The sequence below is a fragment of the Providencia sp. PROV003 genome (assembly GCF_045040775.1).
Lineage (GTDB): Bacteria > Pseudomonadota > Gammaproteobacteria > Enterobacterales > Enterobacteriaceae > Providencia > Providencia huashanensis.
On the sequence record NZ_CP096369.1, the window covers coordinates 595,703 to 615,867 of the forward strand.

General features: G+C 39.2%; 17 protein-coding genes, 1 tRNA gene and 2 pseudogenes. 5 read left to right on the forward strand and 15 right to left on the reverse strand.

The features are described 5' to 3' along the window. Nucleotides 1-201: 201 nt before the first annotated feature. The 10 genes from M1F14_RS02540 to M1F14_RS02585 form a co-directional block, all read right to left on the reverse strand. Nucleotides 202-1,215, reverse strand: coding sequence for a hypothetical protein (locus tag M1F14_RS02540; protein ID WP_042848580.1), 1,014 nt, complete (start codon nt 1,213-1,215; stop codon nt 202-204). 18 nt (nt 1,216-1,233) lie between these two features. Beyond that, a complete protein-coding gene (locus tag M1F14_RS02545) occupies nt 1,234-1,776 on the reverse strand; it encodes a fimbrial protein (RefSeq protein WP_042848581.1) in 543 nt (180 codons plus the stop codon). Beyond that, nucleotides 1,776-2,309 carry a fimbrial protein gene (locus M1F14_RS02550; RefSeq protein ID WP_042848582.1) on the reverse strand — a complete coding sequence of 178 codons (534 nt, stop codon included), beginning with the start codon at nt 2,307-2,309 and terminating at the stop codon, nt 1,776-1,778. Before M1F14_RS02550 ends, M1F14_RS02545 begins: the two co-directional genes overlap by 1 nt. Further along, nucleotides 2,302-2,703, reverse strand: coding sequence for a hypothetical protein (locus tag M1F14_RS02555; RefSeq protein ID WP_181468930.1), 402 nt, complete (start codon nt 2,701-2,703; stop codon nt 2,302-2,304). The genes M1F14_RS02550 and M1F14_RS02555 overlap by 8 nt, the downstream gene beginning before the upstream one ends. A 39-nt stretch (nt 2,704-2,742) precedes the next feature. Next, the gene (locus M1F14_RS02560; RefSeq protein ID WP_048605555.1) at nt 2,743-3,480 is read right to left on the reverse strand and encodes a molecular chaperone; all 738 of its coding nucleotides are present in this window, start codon (nt 3,478-3,480) and stop codon (nt 2,743-2,745) included. Between the two features lie 66 nt (nt 3,481-3,546). Beyond that, nucleotides 3,547-6,054, reverse strand: coding sequence for a fimbria/pilus outer membrane usher protein (locus M1F14_RS02565; protein WP_048605557.1), 2,508 nt, complete (start codon nt 6,052-6,054; stop codon nt 3,547-3,549). A 70-nt stretch (nt 6,055-6,124) separates the two neighbouring features. Beyond that, entirely contained in the window at nt 6,125-6,703 is a 579-nt protein-coding gene (locus M1F14_RS02570) for a fimbrial protein (protein WP_220129034.1), read from the reverse strand. A gap of 58 nt (nt 6,704-6,761) precedes the next feature. After that, the gene (locus M1F14_RS02575; RefSeq protein ID WP_042848585.1) at nt 6,762-7,313 is read right to left on the reverse strand and encodes a fimbrial protein; all 552 of its coding nucleotides are present in this window, start codon (nt 7,311-7,313) and stop codon (nt 6,762-6,764) included. Between the two features lie 486 nt (nt 7,314-7,799). Next, nucleotides 7,800-8,063 (reverse strand): helix-turn-helix domain-containing protein, encoded by a 264-nt coding sequence (locus tag M1F14_RS02580; protein ID WP_042848586.1) that lies wholly within the window; start codon nt 8,061-8,063, stop codon nt 7,800-7,802. Nucleotides 8,064-8,522: 459 nt separating this feature from the next. After that, nucleotides 8,523-8,741: an IS1 family transposase gene (locus M1F14_RS02585; protein ID WP_371025696.1), complete on the reverse strand. Its 219-nt coding sequence runs from the start codon at nt 8,739-8,741 to the stop codon at nt 8,523-8,525. A 761-nt stretch (nt 8,742-9,502) separates the two neighbouring features. On the opposite strand from M1F14_RS02585, the pseudogene M1F14_RS02590 reads away from it, so the two are divergent. Further along, nucleotides 9,503-9,627 (forward strand): annotated as a pseudogene (locus M1F14_RS02590) (IS110 family transposase); the annotation flags it as partial. An 80-nt stretch (nt 9,628-9,707) separates the two neighbouring features. Here the strand turns inward: M1F14_RS02590 and M1F14_RS02595 are convergent. Continuing rightward, a pseudogene (locus M1F14_RS02595) lies at nt 9,708-10,376 on the reverse strand (tyrosine-type recombinase/integrase); the annotation flags it as partial. Between the two features lie 322 nt (nt 10,377-10,698). Next, nucleotides 10,699-10,793, reverse strand: a tRNA-Sec gene (locus M1F14_RS02600). A 315-nt stretch (nt 10,794-11,108) separates the two neighbouring features. On the opposite strand from M1F14_RS02600, the gene prlC reads away from it, so the two are divergent. Together prlC and rsmJ are read left to right on the forward strand one after the other, a co-directional pair. Beyond that, nucleotides 11,109-13,151, forward strand: coding sequence for an oligopeptidase A (gene prlC, locus M1F14_RS02605; RefSeq protein WP_042848587.1), 2,043 nt, complete (start codon nt 11,109-11,111; stop codon nt 13,149-13,151). After that, nucleotides 13,144-13,914 carry a 16S rRNA (guanine(1516)-N(2))-methyltransferase RsmJ gene (gene rsmJ / locus M1F14_RS02610; protein ID WP_048605560.1) on the forward strand — a complete coding sequence of 257 codons (771 nt, stop codon included), beginning with the start codon at nt 13,144-13,146 and terminating at the stop codon, nt 13,912-13,914. Before prlC ends, rsmJ begins: the two co-directional genes overlap by 8 nt. Nucleotides 13,915-13,998: 84 nt before the next feature. Here rsmJ and gdhA read toward each other — a convergent pair whose 3' ends face one another. Together gdhA and uspA are read right to left on the reverse strand one after the other, a co-directional pair. Beyond that, nucleotides 13,999-15,333, reverse strand: coding sequence for an NADP-specific glutamate dehydrogenase (gdhA, locus tag M1F14_RS02615; protein WP_048605562.1), 1,335 nt, complete (start codon nt 15,331-15,333; stop codon nt 13,999-14,001). Between the two features lie 266 nt (nt 15,334-15,599). Then, nucleotides 15,600-16,034: a universal stress protein UspA gene (gene uspA / locus M1F14_RS02620; protein ID WP_042848590.1), complete on the reverse strand. Its 435-nt coding sequence runs from the start codon at nt 16,032-16,034 to the stop codon at nt 15,600-15,602. A 563-nt stretch (nt 16,035-16,597) separates the two neighbouring features. On the opposite strand from uspA, the gene uspB reads away from it, so the two are divergent. Beyond that, entirely contained in the window at nt 16,598-16,933 is a 336-nt protein-coding gene (gene uspB / locus M1F14_RS02625) for a universal stress protein UspB (protein WP_042848591.1), read from the forward strand. A gap of 133 nt (nt 16,934-17,066) precedes the next feature. Here the strand turns inward: uspB and pitA are convergent, their stop codons facing one another. After that, entirely contained in the window at nt 17,067-18,557 is a 1,491-nt protein-coding gene (pitA, locus tag M1F14_RS02630) for an inorganic phosphate transporter PitA (protein ID WP_042848657.1), read from the reverse strand. Nucleotides 18,558-18,930: 373 nt separating this feature from the next. Between pitA and M1F14_RS02635 the strand changes: the two genes are divergently transcribed. Then, nucleotides 18,931-20,118: an NAD(P)/FAD-dependent oxidoreductase gene (locus M1F14_RS02635; RefSeq protein ID WP_181468928.1), complete on the forward strand. Its 1,188-nt coding sequence runs from the start codon at nt 18,931-18,933 to the stop codon at nt 20,116-20,118. Nucleotides 20,119-20,165: the final 47 nt, after the last annotated feature.

A 20,165-nucleotide genomic window follows, 5' to 3' on the forward strand; every position in this document is an offset into this window, starting at 1 on the left:
TTGCTTATGAAAACATACATGGCCAGTTGGTTATAATAACTCTCTATACTTTTCTCAAGATTTTCATGGCGCGATAGGAATATTATCCTAAAAAAATTGCCAATACCAATCCATGATAGTACCTAACAACTACTTATAAATAGGAAAGTAAGCACTAGGAAGTTCAACAAAATAGAACTTTTTGGTATTTAACCTTATTTTTTATTGTATTGTGACTCTTAAAATCCCTGCTCCTTGAAATGAGCCTGTTTTGGTTTTATCGTCAGGGTGAAATGTTGAATTAATAAGGTAGTCTTTTTTCCCTGTGACTTTCTCCTCACTGATTGTTTTTCCATCGCTAAATTGTAACTCACAATCTCCTTCACCACATTTAGTGAAGTTAGCACTTTTCCCTGTGGGTTTATTTGTCCCAATTAATTCCATTTTTACTGGCGTTGATGCACTGCAAGAGATACTGTAATTTGTTACGTTACTTTTATAGCTAGACTCATCCCCTAATGTAATATCATGAGTTAATTGCAGTTGGTTACTGTTGAAATCACACTTAGATTTTACATCAATAATTAATGTAAATGAATCACGTCGGCCAAGGCCTCCTACGATTAAATTGGGCACATCTGCTGAGGGGCCTTTCTCTTCAGGAGTTGTAAATTTATTTTCTTCAAACGCATAGTAATAGGCCACGGGAACCCTATAGATCCCTGGAGCGAGGTTACCTTGCGATAAGGTTGCTGTTATTCTTGCACTACGCCAATGAAAGTCTACAGGTATCATTGAGCCAAGAGTCCAACAGCCCCCGACATCGGTCTTAATTGTAATTTGGTTTATCTTGGAAATATATCCTGAAATTTGCGACTGTGCTGGATAGGTCCAACTGTTATAAGAGTCGATATTCAATGAAATAGGGACATTATTTACGTACACTCTATTTTGCATAATAAGCCAAGCGGTTTTTTCTTGGGTTGCACTTAATTTGTCATTAGTTCCTTTACATCTTGTATAGACACTTCTTGCATTATAAAGGCCATTCAGCCCACCAGACATTATTGATGATGCAGAGGTAGTCATATCATTATAATTAATCAACATATCGTTTGTTTTTACTGGACTTGTCATTGTCCAAATAAAATGGCGATAATCCCCAGCAATACTGGTGACAGGGAAAAATAATATGTTTAATAAAATTAAGATAAAAAAATGAGGTTTAAGTATCATGTCAATTCCAAGTCATTATTAATTGTAGGTGATGACTATTTTTGCAGTAGATTCAAATTTACCCGGTGCTAAATTACTAGTATTTAATGCATAGGGAACTGCAGTTATAGAAAAGATCCCATTTTTTTGACCTTTTCCACTTAATCCATTAATAATTTCATTTCCTAGGCTGTTTATATTGTTTCCAATAATAAGCGGGTAAGTATTATTAACTGAATTTCCTTGATATAAAGCAATCCCTAACCCTGTATTTCCTTTAGTATTTAATACATTATTAGGCGCATTCGCTAATTTATCACCGACAACATTGATATAAGGCTTTCCTTGGTAATATTGGCAATCAATAGATATTTCTTTAGTGATTGAGTTATCATGGTTATTAACTTTATCTATTTGTACGGTTTTAAAGTTAAAAATAATTTTTTCATTCTTATTAATAATACAAGGTGGTACTTTGACAGTACCTGATATTTTTATTGGAACATCAACAGCAAGGGAAGAGAAGGTGCAGAAATAAAGTATACCAACCCAGAATTTAAAATATTTTTTAATGATATCCATTATTCATACTCCACAGTAAAGGTTACTGAGGCTAAAAAATCACCTGTCTTTGCATCTCCGGATTTAGGCTTACGAACAAAAACACCAAAATTAAGTTCTTGTGTATTTCCTACTTCAGGCACGATACCAAAGTTAATTTGTTGATTCCAAACAATCAAAGAATCATCTTTATCTGTTATCCCCAATAAAACACCGCTATCACCCTGCGTATTTAAAAAAGAATCACCATCAATATTGGTTAATTTATTACTTTTCCATGTTAACTTGATTATTTTTTTTAAATCTGTTTCGCTGCATTTTTCAATAAAAATTGAAAAAGGTTCTGTTGCGCTCGGTATTCCTTCATTAATTGTCTTTAAGCGTAGGTTATAAATTTTTATTTTTTGATTTAAAGATTCGGTTGTAACTTGACAAGCTGTATTGACAAGCTCACCGCGAAACTCCATATCAAGTCCTTCCTCGCTATAAGCTAATGCAGGGAAAGTGAATAACAAGAGATAAAATACCCAATTCAATCGGCTTTTTCTATTCATAGCTCACCTCAAATCTTAAGGTATTGTGGTAATCAATTTGCTGTGGTAAGGCTATTTTATTATCACCGTTTGTTAAATAAGTGAGATAGCTTGGGTAAAATAACGATTTTTCGGTATCGTAAAATTGTAAGGTGACAGGGGTATGTACAGCTGAATTGATTAAATTAAGATCATCAAATGCACTACCAGCACCACAATTTGTCAGCGTGACCTCTTTTGCACCGCGTATACTTAGGTTACAAGCTGTATTCATCAATTGCGCGTATACTTGAATCTGGCCGTAACTGATTGAGTTAGGTGGCAAGCTAGCAGCGACATGTTTTATGCTAGAAAGAAAACACAGTACTATCATGATAATAAACAGTCCTAGAGGTGTTTTTCGCGGGCTGCTCATGTTTGTTTTCCTTATTAATATGCTAGCTTTCACTCAATGTTACTCCTCTCCAGAAACAGTACAGATTGAACCTTGGCATTGAAATACGAGCGTAGGTTTACCACCATAATCATTAATATAAGTTAGATAAGGCGTTGATAATGATGGTGATATAATGTCGTGGTCAGATTTTGGTGGCACCATGACAACATTAAACGCATTTTTTTCTGCTTGATTTTTGCTATTGCCAAAGCCAATCACAGTTAAGTTGAATGGGGTGGTATTATTGAGACGATAGCCATTAGCGATTTTTGTTAAAGTGACTTTATGTGCCCACTTAGTTTCTGATTCCGATAAAATGCTTTTTGGGCGATAAAATAATTTCACTCGGGATTGCAATGCGATTTGCAATATATTTCCGTCATTCGATTTAGGTGGCACTTCGCGTAAGTTAAAATAAAAAACAGATTCTCTATCTTGCGGTAATTTGCTCAGCTCAGGCGTGGTGCTTAAACGGACCAAACTGTTACTCGTCGGCTCAATGCGCTGTAATGGCGGTGTCGCTAAAATTGCGCCTTTAGTCAATTTATTCCCTTCAATATCTTCAATCCAGCTTTGTGCAAGATAAGCTTCTTCTGGATTATCATTTGTAATGGTGACATTAATTGATTTATCGGATGCAGGAAAAATAATTCGTGTCCTATCCAATGTCACAGCGCTGTGTGCGCTAACGGATAAAAATACTGTCGTAAGCAGAAAAAAGGGAAATACCCACGAACGTAAAAACAAACTCAACATAATAAACCTCATAAATAAATTAAATGTGTGCAGCTAATCCGAATGGTTTTAAATAGATTCGAATAGTTATTTCTTTATTGATACACAGGGCAGTAACAACATATTGGTTGATGTATCTAAACTTTCAGGAAGTGACAATTGGCACTGTGCTTGCCCTCCCCAATAAACAAGTAAATTTTCCTTAGGCGATATTCCCACTAACCAAGTCACACCATCTTCCCCGACAATGCCTAATTCAAGGTTATTGTGGTTGCGAACACTGGCACCAAATGGCGGCGTTTTATCATTGCCCAATGATAAAATAGCGAAGAGTTTTTCTCCTTTCATTACGGATAAACTCCGGTAGCCAATCGCACCTTTTGTGAGAGTGATGTCCGTTGATGCCCCCAACGTTTCTAAATTATCGGGCAATTTACTGGTATTAATTGATGCGTTAGCTTTACGGTAACTGCTAACATTAGGGATAACAGCTAAACCGAATCGATTCGTTTTTATCGTGCCATTATCGAGTGGCACATCACCAACACCGGGAGTTTCAATCATTAATCGAGTATCTCCACTTGAACCTCGGTGCAGTGCAGCACCATGTGAAGTCGCGGTTATCCCACTATTAATAGACAGACCAACACTGCGATATTGTTGAGGGACATAGCTTGCATTTGCTGAAATATTAGCTTGGGAGAGATCTCGGGAGTAATAACCACTGATGCTCGATTCGCTATCATATAATTGCCCATGGTTATAACCCACAGTGACATTGTAACTATCACGATCGTTATAGCCGCTATAACTAGCGCTATGGTTATGTTGGTTATACTCTCCCGTCTTAGTATAAGATTCAGACAATGACACACTGTGACCGTTATAAAGTGGAATACTTAAATAAAGGTTCACTGCATCATCTTTATAGCCACTGTCTCGCTCAGTGCGAATTGCAGATAACGATATCGTCGCATCTTGCTGGGAAAGTGCAGGAAGACTGATATTGGTACTTGCATATAAGCCATATTGCATTTGTGATTTGTCATGCCAATACGTGCTATATTGGTAATTCAGTGAAAAATTAAAATTATCGAAATATTTATTCAAATAGATTTGATAATTTTCTTTTGGTGCACGAGAGACATAACCTGAACTGACTTCATCCATAAATTGGCTGAGTGTTCGGTAGTTTTTATCTGCGAAGCGATAACCCGCAAAGGTAATATCTGTGCGTAATGCATCAAAAGATTTTGAGTAATTTAACCTATATGAGCGGCCTTGCAGGGTTTCTTGAGTAAAGCGTGCAACTGACTGTGTCACATCGAATGACAGTGCCCCAAACGCGAATAGGTCTCGCCCAATACCAATAGCAGCGGTTTGGTAATCAGTATTAAGTTGGGAGCCACCATAAAGTGACCATTCATTTGATAAACCATATGATAATTCCCCACCTGCAACAGGGTTTCCTGTTAGCTGATGACCGCTAAGTCGCGTTTTACCTGCAACAAATTTATAAATGAGTCGCCCTGGACGGGTTAAATAAGGTAGTGAGGCCGTATTTAAACTGAATTTCTTTTCTTCACCGTTTTCTTCACGGACGGTGATATCCAAAACCCCACGAACTCCACTATCCAGTGTTTGGATACGGAATGGCCCAGGTGGTACGGTTGTTTCTAACAGAACACGTTCTTTGCTGCGAACAATAACTGTTGCATTGGTATTTGCAACCCCAATAATTTCTGGGGCGTATCCCACCAGTTTCGGGGGTAGCATACGATCATCACTTTCTAATGAAAGTCCGGTGTATTGCCAAGACTCAAAGACGTTAGAATAAAAATAGTTTTCACCTAATGTCAAAATAGCCGATAAAGACTTAATAGAAGTAAATGCATACAAGCGACTAAAATCAAATTGCTTTGTTTCTTGTGATGATTGGCGATTTCCTTGCTGCTTCTGGTAAGTGCCATTATAATCACCGCGAAAACGCCAAGCGCCTAAATTTATGCCAGCGGTTCCACTCGTCGAAGCATAAGTGCGTTTGCTTCCTGTATTTTCTTTTGTGACAGAAATGTTTGCACTGTAGTCGATTAAGGCACCATTAACACCCTCTTCCCATAATGCAGGTGGCACCCAGTCAGGATCACGATATTCCATCCAAAACTGAGGGATTGTCATTTTTAAGGATAATGTTGCGAGTTCAATTTTTAGTTGGACTCCTGTTAGGGCTGATAAATTCAAGCACTGGTCATTATTCGAAAGATGGACTTTTTCTTTTGCTGTCTCTTTTAGCCCAATGAGATCAAGCAAATCAGCAGGTAGACACGTTGTTTGTAGCAAGGTTTGCTCGGGGGTGCTTTGTTCAAAAACCGTAATATCCCGAGGTGCGCCTAAACGCTGCCCATTAACAAAAATAGTTAGGACATAATTATCTGGGGGGACATACCCCGCGACAGCAAATTGGCTCATATCGACGTTTTGGAGATCTTCAGCATCTAATACATCCGTATTAAACTCTGAGGCATAAGCAGTCAACGTGCTAAAGTTTAATGCCACTAAGATGGCCAGCCCAACTTTACAATATGTGAACTTCATGCTTATACCACTCCGAGAACAACAAGAAATACTAGCCAATGCAATAGGATTGACTGTTTTTATCTTTGTTTTATTGATAATCGATGAAAAAACGAATTAACCCTTGATAACGGCCTGCTTGGAGAGGCTTTCCCGTTAGCTCAAGTTGTAAAAAATAGCGAAGCACAAGTGATTGTCCTGCCTTACCTTGTCTTAATACGCTGCCGAATAGTGAATAGCTTTCCCCAGGGATTAAGGCTTGCATTGTGCTGTCAAGAACAGAAACGCCTAGTCCTTCAGAGGGGCCTTGTAAGACAAAAGCATTCATCTGGTTTGCACGATGGCCATCAAAACGTATTACCCATGTTTTGCTATCAAGAGAGGAAAACAGGCTACCGCAATTACTTAATTCAATCTCAAAAAGCTGGTTGCGTTCTTCTCGGGATACCTTTGTTGATAATAAATTCAATGCTAATGATGAAAAATTTACCGTTTGAAAACGGTCTTTCATCATAATCGAACAAGGTGTCGCTATAACGCTGCCAATCATCTGAGTCGTTCCTTCATGTCGTACCCCTATGTCCTTTTCTGCAAATACGGTGAAGCATCCACAAAAATAGATGAGTAGAACAGGCACAAATTTTCGAATATCAAATAGATAAGTAAGCACTTTGTTTTCCTTTATATGCATTAAGTAGCCGCCAAAAATTGGCGGCTATTCAAAGTGCTTACTGATAAGTAATACGGAAGTTTGAAACAGCGGTAAATTTACCTTCTGCAACATCTTTAGTTTTATCAATTGCTTTAGCTAATGCTTTGAAAGATAAAGTCACATCGCCATCAGTGTTACCGGTAGGTAATACATCTTTTGCAACACCAAATTTGAAGCCATCAATCACGATACCTAAGTTATTTGCGTTACCTGTTGATGTAGAAAGCATTTCACCGCCATTCACATAGTTTTGGCCAGTAAATACTAAGTCCATGGTTTTAACACCAGCAGCATTACCGCTTTCGCTATCAACTTCACCGAAATTAGCGAAATCACAACCAGTTAATTTAATATCAAAGTTTGCTTCTGCCGCTTTACCGCTTTGTAAGGCTTTGCGAGATAATTGGCCGAAATCAACAGTTTGTTTTAATGATGATTGTTGGATGTTACATGGTGTATTCACAACTGAACCAACAAAATCAATTGTTCCTGTGTTATCAGCCATTGAGCTAAATGGAATAACAGATGCAGCAAATACAGTAGCAACAGCTAATTGAGATAATTTCATTATTATTTCCTTAATATGTAAATAGATTTAATATATTGAACGCTTACTAATATCAAATGACAAAGTCACTCATAAAATGGGAAAGGTTTCCCTTGCCTAGACTTAAAGAAAAGGCGACTAATAAATAGAAGGCTAACCTTCTAATTTAAATTTTTTAATTAAAATTGTTTCTAATGGTAACTTATTTTTAATTTTTCTTATTTAATCAGAACGGTCAGCCATTACCTTGAAAAGTAATTCCGACCAATTTCTATCTAATGCAATTAAAAAATTTCAACATCTCTACACTAATTATTGTAATACCAAGTTCATAGAGAGAAACCTGCTGCTAACTTAAATGAACTAGATAACCAACTTGATTGAAGAATAATGATTTTTTACGGGTATACCTTAAAAACGAACCAATATCTTTTCGTAAATAGCCTTTAATTTTCATTGTAATAGGCTCCAATTCATTAAGCTTTAACACATGGTGTTGTATGATTTTTATTCATCAAAAAAATAGCTAACATCAACATTAAAATAAATTGAAATAATCATTATTTTTGATGTTGATATATCACTTTGACCGTTCTCATACCGAGATAATTGTTGTTGCGATATGCCAATAACCTTAGCTAAATTAGAGCCACTTAAGTTATATTTCAATCTAAGTTTTTTTATTTTTTTTCCAATGTTTTTTGATACGACATTAACTATGTTATCTCTATCACTTAGAATAGAAAGTGAATTGAAAATTTCATTTCTCATTAAAGCACCATTGACGTTGACGTATTAAATGAAATAAGACACCAATCGTTTAACTCAATATAGGATACAAAAAATCTGAGTTAAACCAAAACAAAAAAATAAATTAATTATTTAAAAAAATTAGCTACAAAGTTAATAGGTATTTTTTTACTAATTAAGGTTGTTAAAAATAAAAAGGTATAAAAAAACAATTATCAAACAACAATATACAAATAACCGTGTTAAATTTTTGTTAATAAAACCCTCAAGCTTTACTTACGCTAAATATTGTAAGGAATTGTAACTCCAATAAAAATAAGTCGCTATATGGCTAGTTATTTAGTGATTATTTAAATGTAGCCACCACTTTTTCTAGTTTTGGGTCGAGTATTCAATGTATTAATTTGGTTAAATGTAATGTTCTCTTTCAATGAAAGTACCAATGATTTTGTCAATCATTTCAACAGTTCTTGAATACCTCTATGTTTTTCTGTTCAGCCTTTTTATCTTGTTTCTTAAGTTCAAATTTTGATGTTTTATTCCCTGTGTAAATCGTTTACCAATCGAGTGAGTTTCCCTTGGTAATAACTGGTATGCTAGGTAATTATCGGTACACCAAAACTGAATATCAAACTTAGAAAGCCACCTTAATAATTTTTGCTGGCTCTTACGGCTCCTTGAGCCCAAGACATGCGCCACTATATGTTTTAACTGAAGTGACCAGACATACCATAACCATCGTTGTCGCTACTACAATAGCCATAAGAGTTTTATTTAATTTCACTGGGTAAATCCTCAACTAAGTCGTAATTTAAAGAAAAAATTAAAAAGAAGCCCTGTGATTAAATATTAATCACAATAGAATTAAATTTTAGATACGGAATATAGCTAAATTTACCTAGATAAAACCACTATATATTTATGAATACGGTAATTAAATCTTTTTGTCTTTTGAACTCTGGCTCACATAAATACTATAATTACTCACATAGGCTGTAAAGCAGGAGAAATCTATCGAATATACCAAGTTTAATAGTCAGTTATTTCTTGTCATATTTATTCATACTACAATTATTTTTACCCGATAAAAATCAATAGGTTACAAATAATGTGTTATTAATTCATACTTAACAACATTTCTTTCACATACATCAACCATTACTTTTTTGCAATTACTTACACTTGTTACGCGTGTTAATAATTTCATCTAACTAAACCGCCCCCTTAAATCTCCAGACAGTTGGTGTCATTTGACTTATTGATAATCTTAATACTCGTTTTTAGGCTAGTTCTTGAAAAATGAGATGAACGCATCCCAACTATTTGAGAGCGGTGAAGGGTTCGGCTGATGAGGTGAAGATCCTCACACACTTCTGACATCATTGTGCCCAGTACGAAATGAATAAAGCTCCCTAATGACTAGAGGGCCCACAACATGAAATCCCCCCGTTGTCGCCGATATCGCAAAACATCTTATACAGGTTCACTTCATTGAAGAACATATAGGTGAAGTTATCGATAAATAAAGCACGGTACCCTGTTGGAATACTTTAGCAATCATAAGCCTAGCCTTATCGGTACTGATGGGCTAACCAGCTTTCCTGATGCTATTAACTGTATCTATCCTCAAACGAAAGTTCAGTTGTGCGTCATTAACAAAATCCGCAACTCAATAACCTGATTTACGCTTTCCTTACTGATTGGTTTTCTATGGTCATTACGGCCTATAAACACAAGCTCATAACACTCTGATAGTAGTTTGAGTGAATTAAATGGCTCGATAACCTGCTTTGATAACGGTACAACATGCGGTCGCTTTATTTTCATTACTTCAGCTGGTATCTCCCAAACCCCTTTTTCTAAATCAATATCCTGCCAACGAGCAAAGCGGAGTTCTTGCGTTCTAACAGCCGTTAGCAAAATAATTTCAGTCGCTGTTTTGGTGATGATACTGCCAGTGTAACCAGCTAAATCTTTTAGGAAATATGGCAGTTCTTGATTTGTTAAGAATGGGAAGTGTTGCTTTTTAGGTGGAGTTAGAGCAGAAGCCAGATCAGGAACTGGGCTATATTGCGCTCGACCCATAATAATGGCATAGCGAAAGACCTCACCGCAGCGCTGGCGGACTTTGCGCATCTTCTCTAAGGCTCCGCGTTTTTCCATCTTATGTAAGGTTTCAAGTAGCTCTAGGGGTTTAATCTCTGCTATCGGATGCTCACCAATATAAGGAAAGATATCCTTTTCAATAGTATCAATAATTTCATCACGATAACGTAGTGACCAGAGATCTGCTTTAGAAGTGTGCCATTCACGAGCTACTGCTTCAAAGGTACTTTCAGAGGCTAAATGTTTTTATTTACTTGAACTTTATTTTGAACCAGCAATTTTTTCGTGCATCAGCTAATGAAACTAGTGTGTCCCCCCTCCATCGGTCATTTTATAGGGGGTTACCATTGGCCTTGAGGCCGCTACCTGGCAGGCGTAAAGCTTCATTGTGGGGGCATCCAAAAATAGGGGAAAATTATGCCCCCAATTTTGCCCCCAAACAGGGGTAGAAACCAGTAAACAAGGGGAGAATCAGACAGACTTTGAGGTGGTTAATCTTATTGATTTTCAAAGAAGATATGGCTTTTGGAAGAAGTTCAGAAACTGCGTTTGGCGGAAGATCACAGGAGTCGAACCTGCCCGGGACTGCTGGCAGCCCCAACTGGATTTGAAATCCAGCCGCCTCACCGGAGACGACGATCTTCCTCTATAACCTATAGATTGGAGCATGATTATAGACTGAATCCATTATTTTCTAAAGCATTGAAACTGCAACTATCACCTTTATTGATAAAAGCTAATAAAAACCCCACTTATTGATAAGCGCTGATAAGAAAAAACGTTATCTTGATATTGAGGTTTACATTTCTGCCCCCATATACTTTCTTATATTCATAATGGTGCGCTAATTTTATGTCCCATACACCAATCGTATTTGGGTATAAATTCACCATTTAACTTTTATTGTCAACACAGTAAGCCTTGGCCTACGAGCACAAGCCTGCAATCACAGGATGTTTTATGACAAATGCATTATTAACCGATTCTGCCCTACCTCGCTTTTCTACTATAGAGCCTGCACATGTTTTTCCTGCTGTCGAGCACGTACTCACCGAGTACCGTCAAACAGTTGAAAACCTCCTTGATGCCACAGACCAATATACTTGGGATAACCTGTGCCAACCGTTAGAAGAAGCCAGCGATAAACTCTCCAGAGTTTGGTCGCCAGTGAGCCACCTGCATTCGGTAAAAAATAGCCCTGAATTGCGTGAAGCCTATGAACAATGTTTACCGCTGCTGTCTGAATTCAGTACGTGGATGGGTCAGCACGAACCTTTATATCAAGCCTATAAATCATTAAAAGAAGGCGCTGAATTTAACTCACTCAGCCAATCACAGCGGAAATCTATCGAGAATACTTTACGTGATTTCGAGCTATCTGGAATTGGCTTACCCCCTGAAAAACAGCAACGTTATGGTGAAATTGTTGCGCGTTTGTCAGAGATTGCCTCTAAATTTAGCAATAATGTGCTTGATGCCACCATGGGGTGGACGAAACTCATTAAAGATGAAAAAGAATTAGCGGGTATGCCAGAAAGCGCCATCGCGGCAGCTAAAGCCATGGCAGAAGCCAAAGGTGAAGAAGGTTATCTATTAACCCTCGATATGCCAAGCTACCTACCTGTCATGACTTACGCCGACAACGCAGAATTGCGCCGTGAAATGAGCCATGCATATAGCACTCGTGCTTCAGACCAAGGGCCAAATGCCGGTAAATGGGATAACAGCGAACTCATTGATGAGTTAATGGCATTACGCCATGAACTTGCACAATTATTAGGTTTTAAAAACTACGCTGATAAATCTCTGGCAACAAAAATGGCAGAATCACCAGAGCAAGTATTAGGCTTCTTAAATGACTTAGCACAACGCGCCCACCAGCAAGGTAAAGATGAACTTGCTGAATTAACCGCCTTTGCAAAACAGCATTATGGTGTCGATACCCTAGAGTCTTGGGACTTAGCGTATTATAGCGAAAAGCAGAAACAGCATAAATTCTCATTAAGTGATGAGCAACTACGCCCTTATTTCCCGGAGCAACGTGTCCTTAATGGCTTATTTGAAGTCGTTCACCGTATTTATGGGTTAACGGCAAAAGAACGCAATGATGTAGAAACATGGCATAAAGATGTGCGTTTCTTTGAGTTATACGATGATACCAATACTTTACGCGGTAGCTTCTACCTAGACCTCTATGCACGTGAACACAAACGTGGTGGAGCTTGGATGGACGACTGCATGGGCCGTATGGTGCATAAAGATGGTTCATTACAAAACCCAGTTGCTTATCTAACCTGTAACTTCAACAAACCATTAGGTGATAAGCCAGCACTCTTTACCCATGATGAGGTGATCACACTATTCCACGAGTTTGGTCATGGCTTACATCATATGTTAACGAAGATTGATGTTGCTGATGTAGCAGGGATCAATGGGGTACCATGGGATGCGGTAGAACTACCAAGTCAGTTTATGGAAAACTGGTGCTGGGAACCTGAAGCACTCGAGTTTATTTCGGGGCATTATGAAACAGGCGAACCATTACCTGCAGAAATGCTAAGTAGCATGCTGGCTGCGAAAAACTACCAATCTGCAATGTTTGTGCTACGCCAATTAGAGTTTGGTTTATTTGATTTCACCTTGCATGCTGAATATGACCCAGCTAAAGGGGCTCAAGTTATGCCAACCTTATACGCCATTAAAGATAAAGTCGCGGTAGTGCCTTCACCTAAATGGGCACGCTTCCCGCATGCCTTCAGCCATATCTTCGCAGGGGGTTATGCTGCGGGTTATTACAGCTATTTATGGGCAGATGTTTTAGCCGCAGATGCATATTCACGTTTCAGTGAAGAAGGTATTTTTAATCGCCAAACTGGTCAGTCATTCCTTGACAATATTTTAAGCCGCGGCGGCTCTGAAGAACCAATGGCGCTATTTGAGCGCTTCCGTGGCCGTAAACCAGAACTAGACGCGATGTTAAAGAGCTATGGTATTCATGGCTAATAGCACTGCGATCCAATTGATCTGTGAAGAGGGTGCCGATCGCGGCGCCCTTTCCCAACTTTCTGAAAAATGGCAGCTTTCTCATACCCCTAACGCGGTGATGGCTCTGGTACTAACCCCTGAAAACTTACAACTACGTAAACTGGATGAACCCAAACTCGGGGGGATTTTTGTGGATTTTGTGTCAGGAGCCATGGCTCATCGACGAAAGTTTGGTGGTGGTCGTGGTGAAGCTGTCGCCAAAGCTGTTGGAATTAAAAAAGATTATCTTCCTGACGTGATAGATGCGACGGCTGGCCTTGGCCGTGATGCCTTTGTTTTAGCCTCTCTAGGCTGCCGTGTCCGTATGTTAGAACGCCACCCTGTTGTAGCTGCATTATTAGATGATGGCCTACAGCGGGGCTATCAAGACGCTGAAATTGGAGAGTGGTTAAAAGAGCGTATGTCTTTGATCCATGCTTCTAGCATTACTGCTTTAAAAGAAGTGACTCACGCACCCGATGTTATTTACCTTGATCCAATGTATCCACATCGGCAAAAAAGCGCTTTAGTTAAGAAAGAAATGCGAGTGTTTCAGTCATTGGTAGGGGCTGATGATGATGCGGATTCCTTACTCGCACCAGCTATCGCCTTAGCAAAACGAAGAGTGGTTGTTAAACGCCCTGATTACGCAGAGCCCCTAGCGGGACAAAAAGCGCCTTCAGCAATTACGACAAAAAGCCATCGATTTGATATATATCCGTGCATTAAAAATAGTGACTAAAACGTAACGGCGAAGGGCGTATGTACAGGTGAAATTATCAATATAATACAGCCGCCCTTTCGCGTACGTTTACAGGTCAGAGAATTACAACACACCCTGCCCAAGCATTGCATCTGCGACTTTCACGAAACCTGCGATGTTAGCGCCTTGAACATAGTTTGTTTGTTTCTCCTCACCCCCAAATTCAACACAGTGTTGGTGAATATCCAGCATGATGTGATGTAAGCGAGCATCTACTTTTTCAGCTTTCCAACTGAGACGAGCCGCATTTTGCGCCATTTCTAAACCTGACGTTGCCACCCCACCCGCATTCGCGGCTTTACCTGGCGCAAACAAAACACCCGCTTCTAGGAACAACTCCGTTGCCGGAATGGTTGTTGGCATATTCGCCCCTTCTGCGACTGCTTTGACCCCATTTTTAATCAACACTTTTGCAGCATCAATATCTAGCTCATTTTGTGTTGCACAAGGTAACGCAATATCCACTGGCACATTCCACGGTTGCTGACCCGCTAAGTAAGTTAAACCAAACTCTTTGGCATACTCTTCAATGCGACCATAGTTATTTTTGATTTCTTCTAAACGAGCCAGTTTTTCTGTTGTGAAACCAGCTTCATCCACCACAGTACCGCCTGAATCAGAAGCTGTGACAACTTTAGCACCCAGTTCCATGCATTTATCAATCGTATACTGTGCTACGTTACCTGAACCAGAAACAGCAACTCGCATACCATCAAAACCTAAGCCATGGCGTTTTAACATCGCATTAGTAAAGTAAACTAAACCATAGCCAGTCGCTTCTGGGCGGATCAAACTCCCACCGAAAGACAGACCTTTACCCGTAAATACACAAGAGGTGTCGTTAGACAGTTTTTTCATCATACCGGTCATGAAACCGACTTCACGTCCACCCACACCAATGTCCCCAGCAGGTACGTCAGTGTTTGAGCCAATATGGCGATATAATTCAGTCATCAAGGCTTGGCAAAAACGCATCACTTCACCATGGCTTTTCCCTTTAGGATCGAAGTCAGACCCCCCTTTGCCTCCGCCCATCGGTAATGTTGTTAACGCATTCTTCAGTGTTTGCTCAAAGCCTAAGAACTTCAGAATTGATAAGTTAACGGATGGGTGAAAGCGCATTCCACCTTTGAATGGCCCAATGGCTGAACTGAATTGAACACGCCAAGCACGGTTCACTTGCACTTTGCCGTGGTCATCAACCCAACATACGCGGAACTGAATAACGCGCTCAGGTTCAACGAAGCGTTCAAGTAATGCTTGGTCACGATACTTTGCATTTTGTTCTAAAAAAGGCCAAAGAGAAGTGAATACTTCCCGCACAGCTTGTAAAAACTCAGGCTGTGAAGGATCTCTTTTTTGGACAGACTCCAAGAACGAAGATAGTGATTGTGTCATCTATGTCTTCCTTTTTAACATGTAGTTGTTGTGATGTGCCTCACTCTTTCTTGTCATTATTTTTAGGAAATGTGAGGTTGATTTGTGTTTGCCTATTGAATATATCATTAGTTTGTATTCTAAATTCAAGGTTTTTTTTCACTGTAATGCAAAATAAATCGCTTGACCTGCCAATAACCACCTCGAAGTACATATTTTGTAACAAAAAAAACGCCTGCATAAGCAAGCGTTTTTAGTGAATAATTTTTCTAATTTAGCGATGTGACTTATTCTTCATCGTCATTTAATGGCACAATCAACATATCCACATGAACTGTATTGATTAGCTGACGAGCAGATGACATTAACTTGCTCCAGAAATCTTGGTGATGACCACAGACGACTAAATCCATATTATATTTTTTAATCGCATCAACCAGTACTTGGCCTAAATCACCACTACCGCTAAGAGTTTCTTGGATTTCATAATCTGCACCTGCAGACAAGTCCTTCAGAGCGTTACGAGTTTCATCCGTAATACGCTGTTGCATGTCACCAAGGTTGACATCAATAAGACCTGTGTATAGGTCCGAATAGTTCACATCAACATGGATCATGGATACTTTGGCCCCGTAAGGTTTTGCCATAGAGACAGCCTTATCCAGTAATACTTTACTTTCAGGTGATAAATCTACCGCCACAAGAATATGTTTGTAAGCCATAAGTAAACTCCTTCCAAATGCTGATTATCCAGTGGTTATGCCTTCACCACATCTTTATGAATACTATACCTGCAAATTGTGATTATTAAGTGTTGCTTTGATCACATCTAAGCAGATTAACCTTTAAATCATCAGTTCATATAACATTTTATAAAACAATAACATCATTCATTCAATATTAATATATTTGCCTAAACAATTTGAGCTAAGGATACACTAAAATTGCGTAAAACATTCTCCCATGCTCTTTTATATTTTAGACGAACATACATAGAAACTACTGACAATTTTCTCAATATAAACAAATAGTCATCATAATTTTGTGCCCGCTGCACTTTTTTTAAGCAAGAATATATCCTACAATAAAAAAACTTAGTTTAAGTGCAACGTTTTGCTGTATTTCCTTTGTGACAATTGCAGTGAGCTAGGCGCAGTTGAACTTTGCTGGTCACTTCTCATTAATACAAGGCATGAAAATCAATAGCATTACGGTAAAGCGATAGCTTTGCTGCTGAGAGAACCAATCAAAAGGTCAATAGCCCCTAGGTTCTAAGGAGGGGATTATGTTCAGTATGATTGCATTGTTTTGGGCATTATGTATTTTATGTATCTTGAATATGATGCGGTATTTTTCTTCAATTCGTGTTTTATTGTCCATTTTAAGGGATTCAGACCCTCTGCTCTACCAATCCGTTGATGGTAATGGGTTTTTTACCACCCATGGTCAACTGAACAAACAGCTGCGATTGGTTAGGTACATCAATAATAAACAATATATTGACCACTACGACCCAGAAGTCATTTTACGCTGTGAGCGAATTCGTAAGCAATTTATGATGATAAGTAGACTTAGCATTCTTGTTGCTGTAAGCCTAATCTACTTATTAGTGACAGGTTAATAATATTCACCCACCTAACGATAAAAAAAGAGTGATGGCCGTAAGGCCATCACTCTTTCGTATATTTATATTACTATGTTCATGTAACGTTTAAAGGCCCCATACAAACGATATGAAGCCAAGTTAAGCGCTGTTAGATAAACAGCAATGATAGCCAGTACAAACCGCCAGATAACACAATTGAGACAGGCAGAGTCAGTAGCCACGCTAAAGCAATGCTCTTGATGGTTTTAGTTTGCACACCACCACCGTCGACAACCATGGTACCAGCGACTGCTGAAGATAAAACTTGCGTCGTTGAAACAGGCATCCCAGTGTAACTTGCAACACCGATGGAAACCGCCGCCGTGACTTGCGCGGAAACACCTTGCGCATAAGTCATGCCTTTCTTACCAATTTTCTCACCAATGGTAACAGCAACGCGCTGCCAGCCAAACATGGTACCTAACGATAACGCTAAGGCAACAGCAATGATGATCCAAAGTGGCGCATACTCAACGGTATACAGCAAATCATTACTCAATTTTTTCAGTAAACTCGCATCTTTCGAACTCGTTTCTGGTAACTTAGCAACAGCATTTGCGGTATCAGAGATACACATCAATAAACGACGTGCATGATTACGTTGATCAGGCGTTAGCTCTTCATAGCTTTGAATGCCATCCAGCATGGTTTGCGCTTGATTTAAAATCGCACCAGTACGGGAACTATCACAGTGGAATTCACCACCGGGCTCATCGCTGCTTTCAGCCACCACAGGGGCATTTTCTATCGCATGGTTTAACGCTGGTTTATGTGTTTCATAGTATTGTTGCAGGTGGACAACCGCATCATGCGTTTTAGCGATATCATAGCCGTTTGAATTCATATTCATCACGAAGCCCGCTGGCGCAACACCAATTAGCACCAGCATGATAAGACCGATGCCTTTTTGGCCATCGTTCGCACCATGGGAGAAACTGACACCAACCGCAGATAAAATCAATGCAGTACGCGTCCAAAATGGTGGCTTACGCTTCCCATCTTTTTTCTCACGTTCTGCTGGGGTTAAGTGAATTCGACGACGTTTCTTTGTGCCACTCCAATAACGGCGCAAAAAGAAAATCATCAAACCAGCTATCACAAAACCAATTGCGGGAGATAAAATCAATGACATGAAAATACTGATCATTTTCGGTACGTTCAAGGCATCAACTACAGATGAATCAGTTACAATCGCGTTGGTTAAACCCACCCCGATAATCGCCCCGATCAGCGTATGTGAACTTGAAGCAGGGATACCTAAGTACCACGTTCCAAGGTTCCAAATGATTGCAGCCAGAAGCAATGAAAAAACCATTGCAAGGCCGTGAGCTGAGCTCACATTAAGCAAGAGGTCTGTTGGTAAGAGGTGGACAATTGCATACGCAACGCTCAACCCTCCCAGCAAGACACCGAAAAAGTTAAAAACCCCTGCCATGACAACTGCGAACTGAGCCCGCATTGCTCTGGTATAAATAACCGTTGCTACCGCGTTAGCGGTGTCATGGAAGCCATTTATAGCCTCATAGAACAGCACAAATAACAGTGCTAGAACTAATAATAGACCTGTATGAAATTCTAAACCTGTAAAAAGATGTAGCATAGACGTTAAGCCATTATATGTTGGACATGAACGCGGCGCATTATCAGTGACAAACGCTGGCGGTGGAAGCAAAATCTAACCTTTTTTTGATTTAACTACCCATCAAAAAAGTACCTCATAGTAATTACCCCATATATTTCAATAGATTGGCTTAAACAAATTTATTCTGAATTTTTGCAACTTTTTAACGATGTTTCCAGAAAATAATCATCATTTGCTATTTTTTGCCGAATTTCTCTAATTATAATACGTCCTACATACTTTTCATCAGTTCTACCTCAAAGCTTTACATTACAATCATGACAAGATGACGTAAAATATCTATGTTCATAATGTAATTATGCTTAAAATCAAATATATAGAGAACCTTATTGTGAAAAATATTGACGTTATTATTTTAGGTGCAGGTGCAGCAGGTTTATTTTGTGCCTCACTCGCTGGCAAACGAGGCTTAAATACGCTGGTGCTTGATAACGGAAAAAAACTCGGCAGAAAAATATTGATGTCCGGGGGTGGCAGGTGCAATTTTACAAACATGTACACAGAACATAGCAATTACCTTTCAAGTAACCCTCACTTTTGTAAGTCAGCACTTGCTCGCTACACACAATGGGATTTTATTGCCTTGGTCGCAAAATATAATATTGCTTACCATGAAAAAACATTAGGGCAGCTTTTTTGTGATAATAGCGCACAAGATATCGTCGATATGCTAAAAACTGAATGTGATTTACCAAATGTGGCTATCAAGCTACGCAGTGAAGTCACCACCGTCGAAAAAACAGATAATGGTTTCTTAGTTACTATCAACGGGGAAAATGTGAGTGCCCACTCACTCGTTGTTGCAACCGGAGGGTTATCTATGCCAGGTCTCGGTGCAACACCCTTTGGTTATCGTCTCGCAGAACAGTTTGGGCATACCATTATTCCTACACGCGCAGCATTAGTGCCTTTTACTTTACACAAGCCACTGTTAGAAGCATTACAAGTACTTTCAGGTATATCCGTTCCTGCTGAGGTTACAGCAATGGATGGGACCGTATTTAAAGAAAATATCTTGTTTACCCACCGTGGTCTCTCTGGGCCTGCAATTTTGCAAATTTCTAGTTACTGGCTTCCTGGCGAGTATGTAAGTATTAACTTACTTCCTAACCTTTCATTAACTGACTTTATTATGGTGGAAAAACAAAAACACCCTAACCAATCACTTAAAAATACACTGGCTAAATTATTACCAAAACGGTTAATCGAGGTATTACAGGCGCTAGGGCAAATCCCTGAGTGTCCACTAAAGCAACTTAATCACCCTCAGGTTGAAGCACTACATAACACCTTACATCAATGGCAGGTACAACCTAATGGGACTGAAGGCTATCGTACCGCTGAAGTTACACTTGGTGGAGTGGACACACATGAAATTTCATCTAAAACGATGGAATCGCTTAAAGTATCTGGCTTGTATTTTATTGGTGAAGTCATGGATGTGACGGGTTGGTTAGGCGGCTATAATTTCCAGTGGGCATGGAGTTCAGCAGCAGCATGTGCTGAAAATTTACCTTAAGATGAACACATAAAAATACGGTCATCCGAATTGGTGAGCGTGATATT